Source organism: Sphingomonas sp. JC676, assembly GCF_014489075.1.
Classification (GTDB): domain Bacteria; phylum Pseudomonadota; class Alphaproteobacteria; order Sphingomonadales; family Sphingomonadaceae; genus Sphingomonas.
In genome coordinates, this window is sequence record NZ_JACTGR010000006.1 from 356,160 (window position 1) to 374,443 (window position 18,284).

Consider the following 18,284-nt stretch of genomic DNA (forward strand, 5'->3'; position numbering starts at 1 on the left):
CACGCGGCGGCAGCCCTTTTCTTCGATGCGCGAGGCTGAAGCATGCAGCAGGACCCGGTCACCATCGTCATCGCCGGCGGCGGCACCGCCGGCTGGATGGCCGCCGCGGCGTTCGGGCGTTTCCTCGAAAGCGGCTACCGCATCCGGCTGATCGAATCCGAGGAGATCGGCACGGTCGGCGTCGGCGAGGCGACGATCCCCCAGATCCGCCTGTTCAACGAGGCGCTGGGGCTCGACGAGAACGCGTTCCTGCGCGCAACCGGCGGCACCTTCAAGCTGGGCATCGAGTTCGACGGCTGGACCGAGCCCGGCCATCGCTACATGCACGCGTTCGGCGATATCGGGCGCGATGTCGGGCTGATCGCCTTCCAGCATTACTGGCTCCGGGCGCGCGGTCTGGGCATCGCCAAGCCGCTCCACGCCTATTCGATGAACGAGACCGCGGCCCGCGCGGGCCGCATGCATCGCGGTGGTCCGCTCACCGCCGCGGCGATCCCGCCCATTCCCTACGCCTTCCATTTCGACGCCGGGCTCTACGCCGCCTACCTGCGCCGCTTCGCCGAAAATCGCGGCGTCGAGCGGATCGAGGGCAAGATCGCCGAGGTGGCGCGGGTCGAGAATGGCGACGTCGCCGCGCTCGTGCTGGAATCGGGCCAGCGCATCGATGGCGACCTGTTCCTCGATTGCACCGGCTTTCGCGGGCTGCTGATCGAAGGAGCCCTTGAGACCGGCTATGAGGACTGGTCGCGCTGGCTGCCCTGCGACCGCGCGCTCGCGGTGCCGACCGCCAATGTCGGTGCGCCGCTTCCCTATACCCGTGCCATCGCGCGCGAAGCGGGGTGGCAATGGCGAATCCCGCTCCAGCACCGGACTGGCAACGGCCATGTCTATTGCAGCGCCTTCACCAGCGACCAGGCGGCGGCGGACGTCTTGCTCGCCAATCTGGAAGGCAAGCCGCTGGCCGAGCCGCGCCCACTGCGCTTCGTCACCGGCCGGCGCCGGCGCGCCTGGAACCGCAATGTCGTGGCGATGGGCCTTGCCAGCGGTTTCCTCGAGCCGCTCGAATCGACCAGCATCCATCTGATCCAAGCCGCGGTCTCGCGGCTGCTCAAGCTGTTGCCGACGCTGCCGGTCGCCGATGCGCTGCGCGACGAATATAATCGCGAGAGTGATTTCGAGATCGAACGGATCCGCGACTTCCTGATCCTGCATTATTGGGCGAACGCCAGGCCCGAGCCTTTCTGGCAGGCATGCCGCGAAATGACCTTGCCCGACACGTTGCTCGCCAAGATCGAGCTCTGGCGCGACGCCGGCACGATCGTGCGCGAGCATGAGGAATTGTTCACCGAGGATGGGTGGCTGCAGGTGCTTGCTGGGCAGGGCGTCGAGGCGCGGCGCCATCATCCCCTGGCCGATCAGATCCCGGCGGCGGATCTCGCCGAATATATGGAGACGCTGGAACTGCTCTATCGGCGCGAGGCGGAGGCGCTGCCCGGCCATGCCGATTTCATCGCGCGCAACTGTGCGGCGCGGCAGGGCTAGGTTGTGAACATAAACCCGGAATGTCGGAGATGGTGGTTAGCGGCCATTCCCAATTGGCAGCTTGCAGGCGTCGAGGCCATCATCCCAAGCTCCACCGCGGTCCAGGCAGCGGTCGCTCGCGATAAAGCCGCGACCTGTCCAACCTACCGAGATGCCGACGAGCAGCGTTGCGATGACGATGAGCAGGGTGCGGCGCTTCATCCCGTCAGGCTGTCCGCAAAAGGAGAAGCCGTCAATTTCTGCAAAATGTGGCGTTAGCAGACAGTCCATTTTACGAGTCCACGTCCCAGGCTCCGAGCACCTTCTCTTCTTCGTCACCCCGGACTGGTTCCGGGGCCCACCGGGGGGCAGACGAATGCACCGGGCCTCTGCCGGCTCGCTCGCGGAAGCGTGGATCCCGGAACTGGTCCGGGGTGACAGATATGGAGCGCTGCTCCTCGGCGTCCGCCGTCCTAGGTCGAATTGCGCACCACCAGGCGCGGCTGCAACAGCGTGGTGTCGGCCGGCTTGTTGGTGATCTGCCGCACGATCGCATCGACCAGCAGCTCGCCGGCGTGGCGATAGTCCTGCGCGACCGTGGTGAGCGGCGGCTGGGTGGTCGCCGCGGCCGGAATGCCGTCGAAGCCGACGATCGCGACATCGTCGGGGACGCGCAATCCCGCCTCGGTCAGCGCGCGCATCGCGCCCAGCGCGATCAGGTCCGATGCGGCGAAGATCGCGTCGAACGGGATGCCGCGCGCCAGCAATCGCTGCGTCGCTTCATACCCGTCCTCCTCGACCGACAAGGAATCGGCATGGAGACCCGGATCGACCGGCAGGTTCGCGGCGCGCATCGCCTCGACCAACCCGCTATAGCGGTCGCGGAACTCGGGATAATGATCGTCGCAATGCCCCAGGAAGGCGATCCTGCGCCGTCCGCGCTCGATCAGATGCTCGCCTGCGGTGCGCCCGCCGGCGAGATTGTCGCAGCCGATCGTAGTGCCCAGGCCGAGCCGATCGACCGAACCCCAGCGCACGAAATGGGTGCCCTGCGCGACCAAAGCTTCCAGCCGCGACTTGTAGAGCTCGTAATCGCCATAGCCGAGCAGGATGATCCCGTCAGCCTTGCGGCTGTCCTCATAATCCATGTGCCAGTCGGCCGAGAGCTGCTGGAACGAAGTCAGCAGGTCATAGCCGCGCGCTGCGCAGGCGCGCAGGATCGATCCGAGCATCGAGAGGAAGAAGGGGTTGATATAGCTGTCGTCGGGCAGCGGGTCCTCGAAGAACAGCAAGGCGAGCGTCATGCTCTGCCCGCGCCTGAGCGACGATGCGTGCTTGTCGACCGTGTAGTTCAGCTGGCGCGCGATCACTTCGACGCGCATCCGGGTCGCCTCGCTCACCGTCGGATCGCCACGCAGCGCGCGGCTGACGGTCGGCTGCGAGACCCCGGCCAGCGCAGCGATATCGAACGAGGTCGGCTTGACGTTGCCTCCCGCCGTGCCGCGTGCCTTGAGCTTGGCTTCCATCACAATGGAATACAGCAGGTGGAGGGGTGGGGGAAGCGATCTTGAATACGTATGCCATGCGCTTGGCTTCCGGCGCCGCTGCACCCAGAACGGCGCGCGACATGCCCGGCAGCAGACCGGGCCTGCGAAGGGGGAGCGCTTGCACGGTCTGGCGATACGAACGGCGGCGATCCTTGCCCTTCTGCTTGGCAGCATGGGGAGCAATCCCGCGCGCGCGCAGCAGACGCCGGATTTCCGCGCGCGTCTGCCGCAGGACGAGATCATCTATTTCCTGCTCCCCGATCGCTTCGAGAATGGCGATCCGTCCAACGATCGCGGCGGCCAGACCGGCGACCGGCTGAAGACGGGATACGACCCGACCGCCGCGGGCTTCTATCACGGCGGCGATCTGAAGGGCCTGATCCGCCGGCTGGACTATATCCAGGCGCTCGGCGCGACCGCGATCTGGGTCGGCCCGATCTTCCGCAACAAGCCGGTGCAGGGCCCGCCGGGGCATGAATCGGCCGCCTATCACGGCTATTGGATCACCGACTTCACCCATGTCGATCCGCATTTCGGCACCGATAAGGATTTCGCCGCGCTGGTCGATGCCGCGCATGCGCGGGGGATGAAGGTCTATATGGACATCATCGTCAACCACACGGCGGACGTGATCCAGTATCGTGAATGTCCGCCGGGGGCCGATTGCCCGTATCGCGATCGCGCGAACTATCCCTATCGACGCCGCGGCGGCATTGCGGGCGCGCCGATCAATCCGGGCTTCACGGGCGAGGACGACCGCAGCGCGGCCAATTTCGCGCACCTCACCGATCCGCGCTACGCCTACACGCCGTTCGTGCCTGACGCGGAAAAAACGGTGAAGGCGCCGGCCTGGCTCAACGATCCGATCTATTACCACAACCGCGGCAACTCGACCTTTGCGGGCGAGAGCAGCACGCTCGGCGACTTTTCCGGCCTCGACGATCTGATGACCGAGAATCCGCGCGTCGTGCAGGGCATGATCGACATTTTCGGCGGCTGGATCGACCGCTACGGCGTGGACGGCTTCCGCATCGACACCGCGCGCCATGTCGAGCCCGAATTCTGGCAGGCGTTCGTGCCGGCGATGCTGGCCCGGGCGAAGGCCAAGGGCATCCCCAATTTCCACATCTTCGGCGAAGTCGCGCTGCAGACGCTCGATGTCGGGATGCTGGCGCGGCACACTCTGGTCGATCGCCTGCCGGCCGTACTCGATTTCGCCACGCGCCAGGCGATCCTGCAGACCGTCACCGGCACGCAGGAGCCCGGCGCCTGGGACAGACTGGTGAATGGCGACGCGCTCTATCCGAACGGCTTCGAGACCGCCGCACAGCTGCCGACTTTTATCAGCAATCACGATGACGGCCGGCTCGCCTTTTTCGTGCGCAAGGCATTCCCTGCCGCAAGCGAGGCCGAGATACTGGCGCGGGTCGAGCTCGCGCATGCGATGCTGCTGACCTTGCGCGGGGTGCCCACCATCTATGCGGGCGACGAGCAGGGTTTCGTGGGCGACGGGCGCGACCGTGATGCGCGCGAGGACATGTTCGCCAGCAAGGTCGCCAGCTACAACGACAACCGCCTGCTCGGGACCGATACCACCACTGCGACGGCACATTTCGGGCAGGACAATCCCCTGTTCCAGGAAATCGCCAAACTCGCCCGCCTGCGCGTCGCGACGCCGGCGCTGACCCGCGGTCGCGAGATGTTGCGTGCGCGCAGCGATGCGCCCGGTCTGCTCGCGCTGTCGCGTTTCGATCCGACGACGGGGACCGAAATATTGCTGGCGTTCAATTCCTCCGCCGTGCCGCTCCAGCGCCAGGTCGAGATCGGCGCCGAAGCCGTTTCCGCCGAAACCCTGGCCGGCGCCGGGTGCGCCGCCCGCGCCTCGGCGCCCGGCAGCCTGACCATCACCCTCGCGCCGTTCGGCTATGCCGTATGCGCCATGAAGGCCCCTCGATGACCCTTCCAGTTCCGCTTACCCAGTCCGGCGCCAACCGCGAATGGTGGCGCGGTGCCGCGATCTACCAGATCTATCCGCGCAGCTTCGCCGATTCCAACGGCGACGGCATCGGCGATCTCCAAGGGGTCACCGCGCATCTCGACTATGTCGCGAAGCTGGGCGTCGAAGCGGTGTGGCTGTCGCCCTTCTTCAAGTCGCCGATGGCCGATTTCGGCTATGACGTGGCCGATTATCGCGACGTCGATCCGATCTTCGGCACGCTCGCCGATTTTGATGCGCTGGTTGCGCGTGCGCACGAACTGGGCCTCAAGCTCATCATCGATCAGGTCTGGGCGCACACTTCGGACCAGCATCCCTGGTTCGTCGAGAGTCGCGCCAACCGCGATAATCCGCGCGCCGACTGGTATGTCTGGCGCGACGCCAAACCGGACGGCTCGCCGCCCAACAACTGGCAATCGGTGTTCGGCGGTCCGGCCTGGACCTGGGACGCGCGCCGCGGCCAATATTACATGCACAATTTTCTCAAGGAGCAGCCGCAGGTCAACGGCCATCATCCCGACGTGCAGGCCGCCTTTATCGACATCACCCGCTTCTGGCTCGATCGCGGCGTCGACGGGTTTCGCATCGACGCGATCAATTTCATGATGTTCGATCCCGAATTCCGCGACAATCCGCCCGCGCCCGACAATGGCAAGCCGCGCACGCGCCCGTTCGATTTCCAGCTCCACAAATACAATCAGAGCCACGCCGCGATCCCCGGCTTCCTCGAACGCCTCCGCGGCGTGTTCGATGAATATGACGCCCGCTTCACCGTCGCCGAAGTCGGCGGCCCGAACAGCGACGGCGAGATGAAGCTGTTCACTGCCGAGGACCGCCGCCTCAACAGCGCCTATGGCTTCGATTTCCTCTATGCGCCGGCGCTCACGCCCAAAGCGGTTGCCGACGCGGTGGCGAAATGGCCCGAGCGCCCCGGCACGGGCTGGCCCAGCTGGGCGTTCGAGAACCACGATGCTCCCCGTGCCGTGTCGCGATGGGCGTCCCTCGAGCATCGCGAGCGCTTCACCCGCATGAAGATGCTGCTGCTCGCCGCGCTGCGCGGTAACATCTTCCTGTATTATGGCGAGGAGCTCGGCCTAACCCAGGTCGACGTGCCGTTCGATGATCTGCAGGATCCCGAGGCGATCGCCAATTGGCCGCGCACCCTTTCCCGCGACGGCGCGCGTACGCCGATGCCCTGGCAGTCGGGCGCGGCGCAGCTCGGCTTCTCTTCGGTCGATCCGTGGCTGCCGGTCGGCGCCGATCACACTGCCCTGGCGGTGGACCGGCAGGAGGCGGATCCGGACTCGCTCCTCAACTGGACGCGGCAGGTGCTTGCGTTGCGCAAGGAGCATCCAGCGCTGCTGACCGGCGACATCCGCGTGGTGGAAGCGGGCGAGGCGATGCTCGCCTTCGAGCGTTTGAGCGACGAAGAGACCCTGCTCTGCGTCTTCAACCTGTCGCCCGAACCGCAAATCTGGAGCCCGTCCCAGCCGGATCGCTGGCGGCCGGTCATGGAAACCGGCGTGCAAAGCTGGCACTTCGAGGGCTATGGCGCCCTGGTCACAACGAAATTGGGATGAGGATCATGAAGAACCCGACGATCGGCGCAGCGATCACGCTGGCGCTGCTGGCCGCGACCGGCGCGCGCGCGCAGGATGCCAATCCGGTCGAGCAGGCCGCAGCCCCCGCCGCCAAGCCGCTCGCCACCGCGACCTCTCCTGACAAGTCGATTGCCGTCTCGATCTTCATCGATGGCGATGGCCGTCCCTCCTACACCGTCGCCCGCAAGGGCAAGCCGATCCTGGCCGAGAGCCGGTTGGGCATGATGTTCACCGATGCGCCCAAGATCGAGCGCAACGTGGAACTGATCAGTAAATCGACCACTTCCAGCGATACGAGCTGGGCCCAGCCTTATGGCGAGTGGAAGACCATCCGCGACAATCACACCGAATTCGCGCTGCGTTTCCGCGAAAAGACCGGTCTGAAACGCGAGATGGACGTGACGTTCCGCATCTTCGACGACGGGATCGGCTTCCGCTACTCCTTCCCCGACCAGCCCAACCTCCACCACGCCAACATCGCCGAGGAGCTGACCCAGTTCGCCTTCGCGCAGGACGGCACCGCCTGGTGGAAGCCAGCCTTCGGGTGGAACCGCGAGGAATATGTCTACAACCGGACACCGCTGAACGCGGTCGGCACCGCGCAGACCGTGTTCACGGTCAAGCTCGCCGACGGCACGCACGCGGCGGTGCACGAGGCGGCTTTGGTCGACTATTCGGCGATGAACCTGCAGCGGAGCGACGGCAACACGTTGACCGCGGTGCTCACCCCCGGCGCCGGCGCGCCCAAGGTCAGCCGCGACGCCCCGTTCGCCACGCCGTGGCGCACCGTGATCCTAGCCGACGACGCACCCGGGCTCTACATGTCGCACATCGAGCTCAACCTGAACGAGCCGAACAAGCTGGGCGATGTCAGCTGGATAAAGCCCGGCAAGTTCGTCGGCGTGTGGTGGAACATGATCAAGGGCGAATGGACCTGGGCGACCGGGCCCAAGCACGGCGCCACCACCGCGAACGTGAAGAAATATATCGACTTCGCTGCCGCCAACAACATTCCCGGCGTGCTGGTCGAGGGCTGGAATGTCGGCTGGGACGGCGACTGGTTCGGCAACGGCAACGACATGCAGTTCGACACGCCGACGCCCGATTTCGATGCCACCGAGCTGGCCCGCTATGCCAAGTCGAAGGGCGTGCACCTGATCGGCCATAACGAGACCGGCGGATCGGCGAGCCATTATGACGACCAGCTGGACCGCGCCTTCAAGTTCGCGGCGGACCATGGCATCCCGGTGGTGAAGACCGGCTATGTCACCGATGCCGGCCAGATCGAGCGTGTCGACGCCGATGGCAGCAAGCATCGCGAGTGGCACGAAGGCCAGTGGATGTCGAACCACTATCTCCGCGTCGTCCAGACGGCAGCGAAGTACAAGGTGTCAATCGACAGCCACGAGCCGATCAAGGACACCGGGCTCCGCCGCACCTATCCGAACTGGGTCAGCCGCGAGGGCGGCCGTGGCATGGAATATAACAGCTGGGCCGGGAAGAATCCGCCCGAGCACGAAGCGAACATGTTCTTCACCCAGTGGCTGGGCGGCCCGATGGACTTCACCCCCGGCGTGCTGAGCCTCACCGGATCGGGCGGAAGCCGCATCCATTCTACCGAGGCCAAGCAGCTCGCGCTCTATGTCGTCATCTATTCCCCGGTGGTGATGGCCGCCGATACGCCGGAGAATTACGCCAAGCATATGGGCGCGTTCCAGTTCATCCGCGACGTTCCGGTCGATTGGTCCGATACGCGCGTGCTGAACGGCGAGGTCGGCGACTATGTCACCGTCGCCCGCAAGGACAGCGCATCGGACAATTGGTATCTCGGCAGCGTCACCGACGAGAATGCGCGCACGCTCACCGTGTCGCTCGACTTCCTCGACGCCGGCCGCAGCTATACCGCCGAGATCTATCGCGACGGCCCCGGCGCCGACTATCGCACCGACGCGCAGCATTCGATCACGATCGAGCGGCGCGAGGTGAAGAAGGGCGAGCAGCTGAGCTTGCAGCTGGCCCCGGGCGGCGGCGAGGCGGTGCGCTTCGTCGCGAGCGGCAAGAAGGCCAGGCGGCGGTGACAACCGCGCACGGCGGTGCCTCCGCGGCGCCGTCGTCCCTCCGCATCGCCATCCTGGGCGGCGGCACCGCCGGCTGGATGGCGGCATGCCTGATGGCTCAGGCATGGCCGGGCGCCGCGATCACCGTGGTCGAATCCCCCGAGATCGGAATCGTCGGCGTCGGCGAAGGATCGACGCCACAGCTCAAGGCGCTGTTCGACACGCTGGGCATCGCCGAGGCAGGCTGGATGCCGGCGGCGGACGCGACCTACAAGGCCGGCATCGCGTTCCATGGCTGGGCAGCCGACACACCCGGCTATTTCCACCCCTTCGCGGGCGGGATCGATCTCCATACGCAGCCCGCCTTCCAGGCAAGCGCGCTCGCTCGCCGCACCGGCGCGGACGTCCCCGCACAGCCCGACCGCTTCTTCCTCAACAGCCGTATCGCCGCCGCGCGCCGCGCGCCGCTGGCGCCGCCCAATTTCCCCTTCGCGATCGGCTATGGCTATCATTTCGACGCGCATAAGGTCGGCCATGTCCTGCGCGATCATGCTGTCGCGCGGGGCGTCACCCATCTCGCGCGGCGTGTCACCCAAGTCGTGCTGGGCGAGGATGGCAATGTGGCGCAGCTCGAGCTGGAGGAGGGCGCTCCGCTCGCCGCCGACCTGTTCGTCGATGCCAGCGGCTTCCGATCGGTGATCGCGCAGGAGGCGCTCGGCGTGCGCTTCCTCCCGTTCGCCAGCAATCTGTTCAACGACAGTGCCGTGGTGATGCCGACGCCGCGCGGCGAAAGCCTCAACGTGCATACGACCTCGACCGCGCTCTCGTGCGGCTGGGCATGGGATATCCCGCTCACCAGCCGCACCGGCAACGGCTATGTCTATGCATCCTCCTATCTTTCGGACGACGCGGCAGAGACCGAGCTGCGCGCGCATCTCGGACTGCTGGACAGCGACGTCACCGCGCGGCGCCTGACGATGAAGGTCGGCCGGGTCGAGCGGAGCTGGGCCGCCAATTGCCTGACGATCGGGCTCGCCCAGGGATTCATCGAGCCGCTCGAGGCAACCGCGCTGCATATCGTCCAGGCGACGGTCGAAGGCTTTATCCGCGCTTATGCCGAAGGCGGCTTCACGCCCGCGCAGCGCGACGCCTTCAACGCCCGCATCGCCCGGCGCTACGAAGGCGTGCGTGACTATATCGTCGCGCATTACCGGATGAACCGGCGCGCCGACACGCCCTATTGGAGCGACAATGCCGCCAACGACCGGCTGTCCGACGATCTCAAGGCGATCATGACTGCCTGGTTCACCGGCCGCGACGTGGGCGCGGTGGTCACCGATCGCGATCTTGCCGGCTATTATGCGCCGATGTCGTGGGAAGTGCTGCTCGCCGGTTACGGCACCTTCCCCGATGCCGCGCGGCTGCGCCCCTCGGCCCCGGTCGCCGATCTGGCCGGAATCGATGCGTTTCTCGACGGCTGCCTGCTCAATTTCCGCGATCATGCGATGGTGCTGGCGGAGCGAACCGCATGAAGCGCGAAACGGGAGGGGAAAACATGACCGACGAGGCCGCTACGCGCCGACCGCGCCAGAGCTGGGCGGGGCTGTGGAACATCTCGTTCGGGTTCTTCGGGATCCAGATCGGCTTTGCGCTGCAGAATGCGAACATGAGCCGCATCTTCCAGTCGCTCGGCACCAGCCTGGACGATCTGCCCGCTTTGTGGGTCGCGGCGCCGCTCACCGGGCTGCTGGTCCAGCCGATCATCGGGCATATGAGCGACCGCACCTGGCTGGGCCGGCTCGGCCGCCGCCGCCCCTATTTCCTCGCCGGTGCGTTGCTCGCGGCCTTTGCGTTGCTGGTGATGCCGGAAAGCCCGGCTTTGCTCTTCGCCGCGGTGATGCTCTGGGTGCTGGACGCGTCGCTCAACATCTCGATGGAGCCGTTCCGCGCGTTCGTCGGCGACATGCTCGACAAGGACCAGCACGCCGCCGGCTATGCCGTGCAGACCGCCTTCATCGGTACCGGCGCGGTGGTCGGATCAATCTTCCCCTGGGCGCTCGAGCATCTCGGGGTCTCGAACCAGGCGATGGGTGGCGGCGTTCCCGATACGGTGCGCTACGCCTTCTGGTTCGGCGGCGCGGCACTGTTCCTGTCAGTGCTGTGGACCGTGCTGACCACCCGTGAATATTCCCCCGACGAGATGGCCGGGTTCCACCACGATGCCGTCGAGGAGAGTGGCGACACCGTGCAGGCGCTCGCCGCCCGCGGTTTCGGCCCCAGCCTGGCCTGGATCGGCGCGGGGGCGGCAACGATCGCGGCGGTCGTGGCGTTCGGGCTCGAGAAGGAGGTCTATCTCCTGGGCGGGCTGCTCGCCGCTTATGGACTTGCCAGCATGATCGCGATCGTCAGCGTGAAGCGGGGCGGAACCGCGGGCATGCTCGGTAATATCGTCGGCGATTTCTCGGGCATGCCGCCATTGATGAAGCGGCTGGCGCTGGCGCAGTTCTTCAGCTGGTCCGCGCTGTTCATCATGTGGATCAACACCACGCCGATCGTCGCCGGCGCATTCTACGGCGCGCCGGACGCGAAGAGCCCGCTCTATCAGGAGGGGGCGAACTGGGTCGACGTGCTGTTCGCCACCTATAACGGCGTTGCGGCGATCGCCGCGCTCACCTTGCTGCCGCTGCTGTCGCGCCGGATCGGCCAGGCGCGCACGCATATCTTCGGGCTTCTGTGCGGCGCGGCGGGCTATGCCAGCTTCTTCCTGATCCGCGATCCCAAATTCCTGCTGATCAGCGAGATCGGCGTCGGCATCGCCTGGGCCTCGATCCTCGCAATGCCCTATGCAATCCTCGCCTCCAGCCTGCCGCAGCGCAAGCTCGGCATCTATATGGGGCTGTTCAACGTCTTCGTGGTGGTGCCGCAGCTGCTCGTGGCCACGGTGATGGGCTCGGTGACCAAGTATTTCTTCCCCACCGAGCCGATCTGGACGATGGCCTTTGCCGCCGGTTCGCTGCTGCTTGCGGCGCTGGCGATGACGCGAGTACAGGCACTGAAGGGGTAGGAGAGCGTCGGCCGGCCCGTCGGAATCGAGCGTTCGATCGCCCCACCGCCGTTGGGCTGTTTCCACAAGTCGTTCGGCAGCGGCGCACTCGATCGCGCCGCGCCATCGACCTTACCAACGCGGCATGATCGAGCGCAGCTTCGTCTCGTTCCATCCGGGCGAGCAACCGGCATTGTTGTGGCGCGGCGCGCTGGCGGTGACGACCGAGCCGCCGGAGATATTCGTGCATGGCACGGCAATGGGATTGTCACCCGCGGAAACGGCATTGATGGCCTTGCTGGTCCGGCGCGGCCGAGCGGCGCATCGCGATATCGCCGAGGCGCTGGCCGGGGCCGGGGCCAGCGCGGCTTCGCTGGACGTGATCACCTATCGTATCCGCCGCAAGTTCGCGGCCGCCGGCGCCAGCGATCCGATCGAAGCCCGTCGCGGCTGGGGCCTAGTGTTGCGGGTGGAGCCCGACGCCCGCGGATCGACCGCATTGTGGATCGGAAACGCGGAGCAGCGCGGCTGCCAGTTCGGCGATCCCTCGGCCTGGCCGGCTGCCGCGCCCATATCGGGACGGGAGGCCGAACGTCGATTCTGAGCGGCTGAGCGTATGTCGACACGTCTGGGCCGTTCTGCAATTAAAGCGGCGTGGACGCTCCCATGCCCGCTGACCAACGCGAATTCTTTCTCGTCGAGGAGGTGGGCCCCGGCGCGAGACGGCCACAGGCACGCGCCGAGATATGGGCCAAGTTGACGCTCACGCTCAGCATGTGGGGCGCGAGTTTCGCGCTCTTCACGCTCGGGACCATCCTGCAGGGCAGCCACAGGGCCTTCGACGCGGCCGTGCTTCGGATCGCGATGTCGGCGGTCGGCATCGCGATCTGTTACGGCTTCCACCGTTTGCTGCGCCGGCTCTCGCATCGTTCGTTCCGCACGCGCGCGATCGTCCTGTCCGCAGTCGCGCCCTTTGTTGCGGAGACCTATGCCTGGGCGAACTATTTCGCCTTCGCCGCACTGTATGGCCGCGCCGCGCGACTGGTGATCGTCGACTGGAACGACGCGGTGTATGTGCTGTCGATGTGGACCTGGTTCTTCATCGCCTGGACCGGGCTCTATCTGGCGATCGAGTATAATTTCGATGCGCGCCACGAGGCGCAGCGTGCGGCGGAACTGCGCGGCATGGCGCATACCGCCAAGCTCCGGGCGCTGTCGAACCAGATCAACCCGCACTTCCTGTTCAACAGCCTGAACTCGATCTCCGCGCTGATCCTCGACGGCCGCGGGCAGGAGGCGGAGCGCATGCTGGCGCGCCTCTCGACCTTCTTCCGCACGACGCTTGCGATCGATCCGCTGATGGACGTGCCGCTCGATCGGGAATTCGAACTGCACCAGCGTTATCTCGCAATCGAGCAGATGCGCTATCCCGATCTGACCGTCGAGATCGTGTTGCCGGACGAGCTGCGGTCCGCCGCAGTGCCGGCGTTGATCATCCAGCCATTGGTCGAAAATGCGATCAAGCATGGCGTGGCGCTGTCCCGCCCACCGACGCGCATCTCGATCACCGCCGAAAGGATCGGCGACAGGTTGTCGATCCTGGTGGAGGATGCCGGCAACCCCGAAGTCGAGCGCAAGCTGTCGGGGGCCGAGGGGATCGGCATCGCCAATGTGCGCCAACGGCTCGCCGAATATTTCGGAGATGCGCAGAGCCTCACTCTCACGCCTGCCAGAGGATCGTTCGCGGCACGGGTGACGATGCCGCTGGCCTTCACGCGATGACCGACTGCACCATATTCACCGTCGATGACGAGCCGCTGGCGCTGCGGCGGCTCGAGATCGTGCTGAAGACGATGCCCGGCGTCCGGTTGATCGGATCGGCCGCCTCCTGCCGCGACGCGGTTCGCGCAATCGTCGAGTTGCGGCCCGATGTCGTCCTGCTCGATATCCGCCTTCGGGACGGCACCGGTTTCGATATCCTCGACCAATTGCCGTCCGGGGTGAGGCCCGCGGTCATCTTCACGACCGCGTTCGATCATTTCGCCATCCGCGCCTTCGAGGTTTCGGCGGTCGATTATGTGCTCAAGCCGATCGAGGCGGTGCGACTGCACGAGGCGATCGGGCGTGCGCATGAGCGGCTGTCGGCGGACAATTCCTCGCGCGAGATCGAGGAGATGCGGCGGATCATCGCCGACCTCCGCGCCGAGTTCCATGCCGGCCGCCCTTCGCCGTACGAGACCGAGCTGTGGATTCGCGGGATCAGCGGCAGCCTGACCCATGTCGCGCTCGACCAGGTCGACTGGGTCAGCAGCGAGGACGATTATGTGCGGCTGCACACGCCCACCGGTTCGCATCTGCTGCGGATCTCGATCAAGGCGCTTTCGGCGCGCATCGATTCGGCGAAGTTCGTCCGCGTCCATCGCGCCGCACTGGTCCGGCTGGCCGCGATCGCGCAGCTGCGCCAGTCGACCACCGGTCGGCGCGACATCATCCTGCGCGACGGCACGCGGATCGCCACGGGCCGCGTCTACGCCAGGCGTCTGCGCGAAATGCTGCGCGACCAGGCGTAGGAAAGGCGGCGGGTCGGAACCGCCGCCCTCCAAATGTCAGAAGCGGAACTTCGCGCCCGCACGGTATTGCCTGCCGAGGATGTTGTTGCCGACCTGCACGGCATTGTAGTTGAACGCGCCATAGGTGACCGGGTCGATGCCCGGCATCGCGTCGAGCAGGTTGATCGCGTTCACGTAGAAGCTGAAATGGTCGGTGACCTTCACCGTCGCGTTCAGATCCACCGTGATGTAGCGCTTGACGCGGCAGCCGACATAGTCGGGCGCCAGGCCGCAATCCTCATAATCGGTGCCCTGGTCCATCGCCGACATATCGTAGCCCGAAGTGTAGTTGACCGTGCCGGTTGCGGCGAAGGGCCCGCTTTCGATGGTGTTCATCCAGCTTCCGCGCCAGCGGAACGTGCCCGATCCGGCGGTCAGGTTAAAGTTGCCGAGCGTATCGACATAGGTTTCCTTGCTGCCGTCCGGGAACGTCGTGCTGAGCTCGAGGATCAGGCTCGCGTCGAGATTGCTCGTCCAGCGCAAGCCACCGAAATCGTGCGTGAAATTGACTCCGAAATCCAAGCCTTCGGACTTGATCGTATTGGCGTTGATCAGCTGGGATTCGACGAACGCGATCCGGGGCAGCGCATTGGGATGGTTCGGATCGGGTGCGTCGGCGATAACGTTATAGCCCGCGGGGATCGCGGCGCCGGCATAATAGGCCGAGATTGCGGGATCCGATGACGGCGCAGTGATGGCCCCGGTCTTCTTGATGTTGAAATAGTCAACCGTGACTGAGAGATTCCGGATCGGCTCGAACAGGATTCCGGCGGTGAAGCTGCGTGATTTTTCGGGCTTCAGATTGGGGGACGCGAGCGTCGTCAGGCCGATCGAATATGCGGTGACATAGGTGGGGCAGCCGGCCGCATTGTCGGGCCGGCAGGCGGCGCCATACTGCGCCAGGAAGTTCGCCGGGATATTGGCGACCGATTGCGAGACGAACCCCGTCGTCGGCAGCGCATTCGCCTCGCCGAAGCTTGGAATGCGGAACCCACGCGAATAGGTGCCGCGCAGCGCGATTTCGCGGATCGGCGTGAACTTCGCGCCGATCTTGGGCGAAAAATTGCTCTGCCCGCTCGAATAATGGTCGTAGCGGCCCGAGGCGTTGACCTCGAGCATGTCGAGGATCGGCGCGTTGATCTCGCCAAAGGCCGAGGTGACGGTGCGGTTGCCCTTGGTACCGAAGGCATTGAGCGTGAAATAGCGCTGGGTCGGGCCGTTATAGTCGTCGTTCGCGCTCGGTGCGTCGACCGCTTCGTAGAAGATCGAGCCGCCAAAGCCGAGCTGGAGCGGACCGCCCGGCAGGTCGAGCAGCTTCTTGGCCACGGTGAACTGCGCCTGGTAGAGGTCCGAGCTGTCGTGCGTGATGTTCTCGGGCGAGAGATAGTCGCGGATCGCGGCGCTGTTCCGTTCCGGATTGACGAAATTGTACGTCCCTTGCGCGATCGCATCGAGCAGATGCTGGATGTACACGAAGCCGGCGGTGCGCAGCCGCAGGTCGGTGTGCATCGCCGTGGCGTTGAGGCTGTAGTTCCAGTCGTCGAAGGCCGTACCGCTGATCCCGAAGGCCGCGCGATACACCTTGCTGCGCGTCTCGTTGAAGGTGCGGGTGTCCGCCAGCGTGCCGACCAGGCGGGCAACCTGGCCCTGGGCCGCGAATGGATTGTTCAGATTGAGCACGCCGTTACCCGCGTTGCAGCCGGTGCCCAGCCCATTCGCCGAACCCACGCCCTGGGGGCACACATAGACTGGAAGCGTCAATATGCCCGAACCCGGCGCCACCGCGCCGGCCGCCGTCGATGTCGAGAAGCGCGGATAGCGGATGCCGGTATTGGCGTTGGCGCGGATTGCCGCCGGGCCGCCGGTGAAATTGGTCGTGCTTTGCTGGAAGTTGAACAGCAGATAGGCTTCCGCATTGTCGCCCACCTTGGTGGTGAAGCGCGCCGAGGCGCCGAACCGCTCGATATTGGGCGAGACCGGCGCATAGGCGTTGGTCGTGTCCTGCTGGCAGAGCCTGGTCGGGACCGAGCCGTTGTTGCTCGCGGCGAGCTCCGCCGCGGTGGGGCTGTAGGAAGTTCCCACGCGGCAGCCGGCGGCGGCGTTGAGGATCTGGTAGCGACCCAGCGCGGCGGAGTTGGTCGCGTCATAGGGGCGCACGAAGAAGGTCGAGGCGCCGACGACGAAACCGAGATTGGGGAAATGGCCGTCGCCGTCGAGCCCGTTCATCACATTGTTCGGGCCGCAATGCTGCGACCCCGTGCGGTCGCTGCAGATGCCGCGAAGGTCGTCGGAGTTGAACGGTGCGCGCAGGTCCTTGTTGTAGACGGCCTCGGTGCGGAAATAGAAGCCGCTGAGATAGGCGTTGTACCCGTCGCTATCGAGATCGCCCGTACCGGCGGTGAGCGTCAGCCGCTGGTTCGCGCCCAGCCCGTCCTCGGAGATTCCCGCCTCCGCGCGGCCGGCAAATCCCTTGAAATCGCGCTTGGTGATGATGTTGACGACGCCGGCGATGGCATCGGCGCCATAGCTGGACGAGGCACCGTCGCGCAGCACCTCGATCCGGTCGACGATGTCGTCGGGGATGGTGTTGAGGTCGACGAAGTTGCGCGAGCCGTCATCCGCCAGCGGGAAATAGGCGGCGCGAAGGCCGTCGAAGAGCACCAGGGTCGAGCTGGTCGAGAGACCGCGCAGCGACACCGCCGAGGCGCCGCCGGCGAAAGCGCCGTTCGCGGTGAACGAATTGGTGAGCGCCGGGCCGTTGTTCGACGATAGCTGCTGCACGGCATCCTGCACGGTGTTGAGGCCACGCTGATCAATCGACTCAGCGCTCAGCACGGTGACCGGCGAGGGCGTGATCGTGGAGCTGGCGAAGAGCGAGCCGGTGACGACGATCTCCTCCTGGGTGTCGCCGCTATCGGCCTGGGTTGGGGGAGCGGTCGCGGTGCTATCCTGGGCGAACGCGGGTGTCGCCGCGCTCAACAACAGGACGGCCGTCGCGAGAAGGCGTGCACGAGTAGTGATGATCATGAAGTTGCCCCTTTTGCTTATCCGATCCACAAAAGGAGAAGGCGGCCACCATTCCAATTCGCCAGCGGGCGAACGCACACGACTAGCTGCCGACGAGCCGCCCCATCGGCTTGACGACGTTCGACTGCGAATTTCCGACGTTCGCCCGCTTCACAGGGCCAGCCAGCTTCGCCGGGCTGCATGCGGCTGGCGAAACCGGGTCGCGCCGGTCACCCCGCCCGCACGAGAGGGAGGAACGATATGCGCGGGAAGCTGATCGCCGTTGCAACGCTGGTTGCGGGCACGCTCGATATCGCGGCGGCGATCGGCATGACGCTGCTGCGCGGAAAATCGGTCCCGCGCATGCTGCAAGGGATCGCCTCAGGTCCGTTCGGGGAATGGCCGCTGGCAAGCGGCTGGGCGGGCGCTGCTACGGGCCTCGCGGTGCACGTCGCCATCATGGCCGCGATGGTCGCCGCGTTTGTCGCTGTGACGAACCTGCTGCCTTGGTTGCGGGGGCCGCGCCTGCTCATCGGCGGGGTCTATGGCGCGCTGCTTTATGGGATCATGTACTGGATCGTGTTGCCGCTGCGCTTCCCGCCCGCTCCGGGAAGTGGTGCGGTCACCCTCGCATCGGTGCTCACGCCGCTCGGGATCCATATCCTGCTCGTCGGCATCCCGATCGCGCTGATCGCGATGCCGGCCCGGGGAGGGAACGGCGGCAAATAAACAGGGAAGTGGCGGAGCGGGAGGAATCTCAGATTCTGAGATAGTGATCTGATTTTTCAGCGAAATCTTTGCAGCTAGGGGCGGCTACCCCACATTTTTCCCCACACAAGACGTGAGATTTTATGAGGCGACCCGGCACCGGTCATGTCCGCTTTGCGCCCATTGTCGGTCATTG

The 18,284-nt window shown here is 65.7% G+C and carries 13 protein-coding genes; 10 read left to right on the forward strand and 3 right to left on the reverse strand.

Translation table 11 applies throughout. The features are described 5' to 3' along the window. Positions 1–42: 42 nt before the first annotated feature. Complete coding sequence (locus tag IAG41_RS20290) at positions 43–1,542, forward strand: tryptophan halogenase family protein (protein ID WP_187730480.1); 1,500 nt, start codon at positions 43–45, stop codon at positions 1,540–1,542. A gap of 36 nt (positions 1,543–1,578) precedes the next feature. Here IAG41_RS20290 and IAG41_RS20295 read toward each other — a convergent pair whose 3' ends face one another. Further along, the gene (locus IAG41_RS20295) at positions 1,579–1,812 is read right to left on the reverse strand and encodes a hypothetical protein (protein WP_187730481.1); all 234 of its coding nucleotides are present in this window, start codon (positions 1,810–1,812) and stop codon (positions 1,579–1,581) included. Between the two features lie 182 nt (positions 1,813–1,994). Further along, on the reverse strand, positions 1,995–3,047 hold the full coding sequence (locus IAG41_RS20300; protein ID WP_187730482.1) for a LacI family DNA-binding transcriptional regulator: 1,053 nt from the start codon (positions 3,045–3,047) through the stop codon (positions 1,995–1,997). A gap of 193 nt (positions 3,048–3,240) precedes the next feature. On the opposite strand from IAG41_RS20300, the gene IAG41_RS20305 reads away from it, so the two are divergent. From IAG41_RS20305 to IAG41_RS20340, 8 genes are all read left to right on the forward strand, one after another. Next, the gene (locus IAG41_RS20305) at positions 3,241–5,025 is read left to right on the forward strand and encodes an alpha-amylase family glycosyl hydrolase (RefSeq protein WP_187730526.1); all 1,785 of its coding nucleotides are present in this window, start codon (positions 3,241–3,243) and stop codon (positions 5,023–5,025) included. Further along, positions 5,022–6,644, forward strand: a complete 1,623-nt coding sequence (locus tag IAG41_RS20310) for an alpha-glucosidase family protein (RefSeq protein ID WP_222950783.1) — start codon at positions 5,022–5,024, stop codon at positions 6,642–6,644. The genes IAG41_RS20305 and IAG41_RS20310 overlap by 4 nt, the downstream gene beginning before the upstream one ends. A 5-nt stretch (positions 6,645–6,649) precedes the next feature. Further along, positions 6,650–8,743, forward strand: a complete 2,094-nt coding sequence (locus IAG41_RS20315; protein WP_187730484.1) for a glycoside hydrolase family 97 protein — start codon at positions 6,650–6,652, stop codon at positions 8,741–8,743. Then, positions 8,740–10,254, forward strand: a complete 1,515-nt coding sequence (locus IAG41_RS20320; RefSeq protein ID WP_316251192.1) for a tryptophan halogenase family protein — start codon at positions 8,740–8,742, stop codon at positions 10,252–10,254. Before IAG41_RS20315 ends, IAG41_RS20320 begins: the two co-directional genes overlap by 4 nt. Before the next feature lie 23 nt (positions 10,255–10,277). Next, positions 10,278–11,786, forward strand: coding sequence for an MFS transporter (locus tag IAG41_RS20325; protein WP_187730485.1), 1,509 nt, complete (start codon positions 10,278–10,280; stop codon positions 11,784–11,786). Between the two features lie 124 nt (positions 11,787–11,910). Then, on the forward strand, positions 11,911–12,369 hold the full coding sequence (locus tag IAG41_RS20330; RefSeq protein WP_187730486.1) for a hypothetical protein: 459 nt from the start codon (positions 11,911–11,913) through the stop codon (positions 12,367–12,369). Between the two features lie 62 nt (positions 12,370–12,431). Then, a complete protein-coding gene (locus IAG41_RS20335; RefSeq protein ID WP_187730487.1) occupies positions 12,432–13,547 on the forward strand; it encodes a sensor histidine kinase in 1,116 nt (371 codons plus the stop codon). Then, positions 13,544–14,335 carry a LytR/AlgR family response regulator transcription factor gene (locus IAG41_RS20340; RefSeq protein WP_187730488.1) on the forward strand — a complete coding sequence of 264 codons (792 nt, stop codon included), beginning with the start codon at positions 13,544–13,546 and terminating at the stop codon, positions 14,333–14,335. The genes IAG41_RS20335 and IAG41_RS20340 overlap by 4 nt, the downstream gene beginning before the upstream one ends. Positions 14,336–14,371: 36 nt before the next feature. On the opposite strand, the gene IAG41_RS20345 is transcribed toward IAG41_RS20340, so the two are convergent. Beyond that, positions 14,372–17,401 carry a TonB-dependent receptor domain-containing protein gene (locus IAG41_RS20345; RefSeq protein WP_187730489.1) on the reverse strand — a complete coding sequence of 1,010 codons (3,030 nt, stop codon included), beginning with the start codon at positions 17,399–17,401 and terminating at the stop codon, positions 14,372–14,374. A gap of 240 nt (positions 17,402–17,641) precedes the next feature. Here IAG41_RS20345 and IAG41_RS20350 point away from each other — a divergent pair, with 240 nt between their 5' ends. Next, the gene (locus tag IAG41_RS20350) at positions 17,642–18,109 is read left to right on the forward strand and encodes a hypothetical protein (RefSeq protein ID WP_187730490.1); all 468 of its coding nucleotides are present in this window, start codon (positions 17,642–17,644) and stop codon (positions 18,107–18,109) included. Positions 18,110–18,284 lie beyond the last annotated feature (175 nt).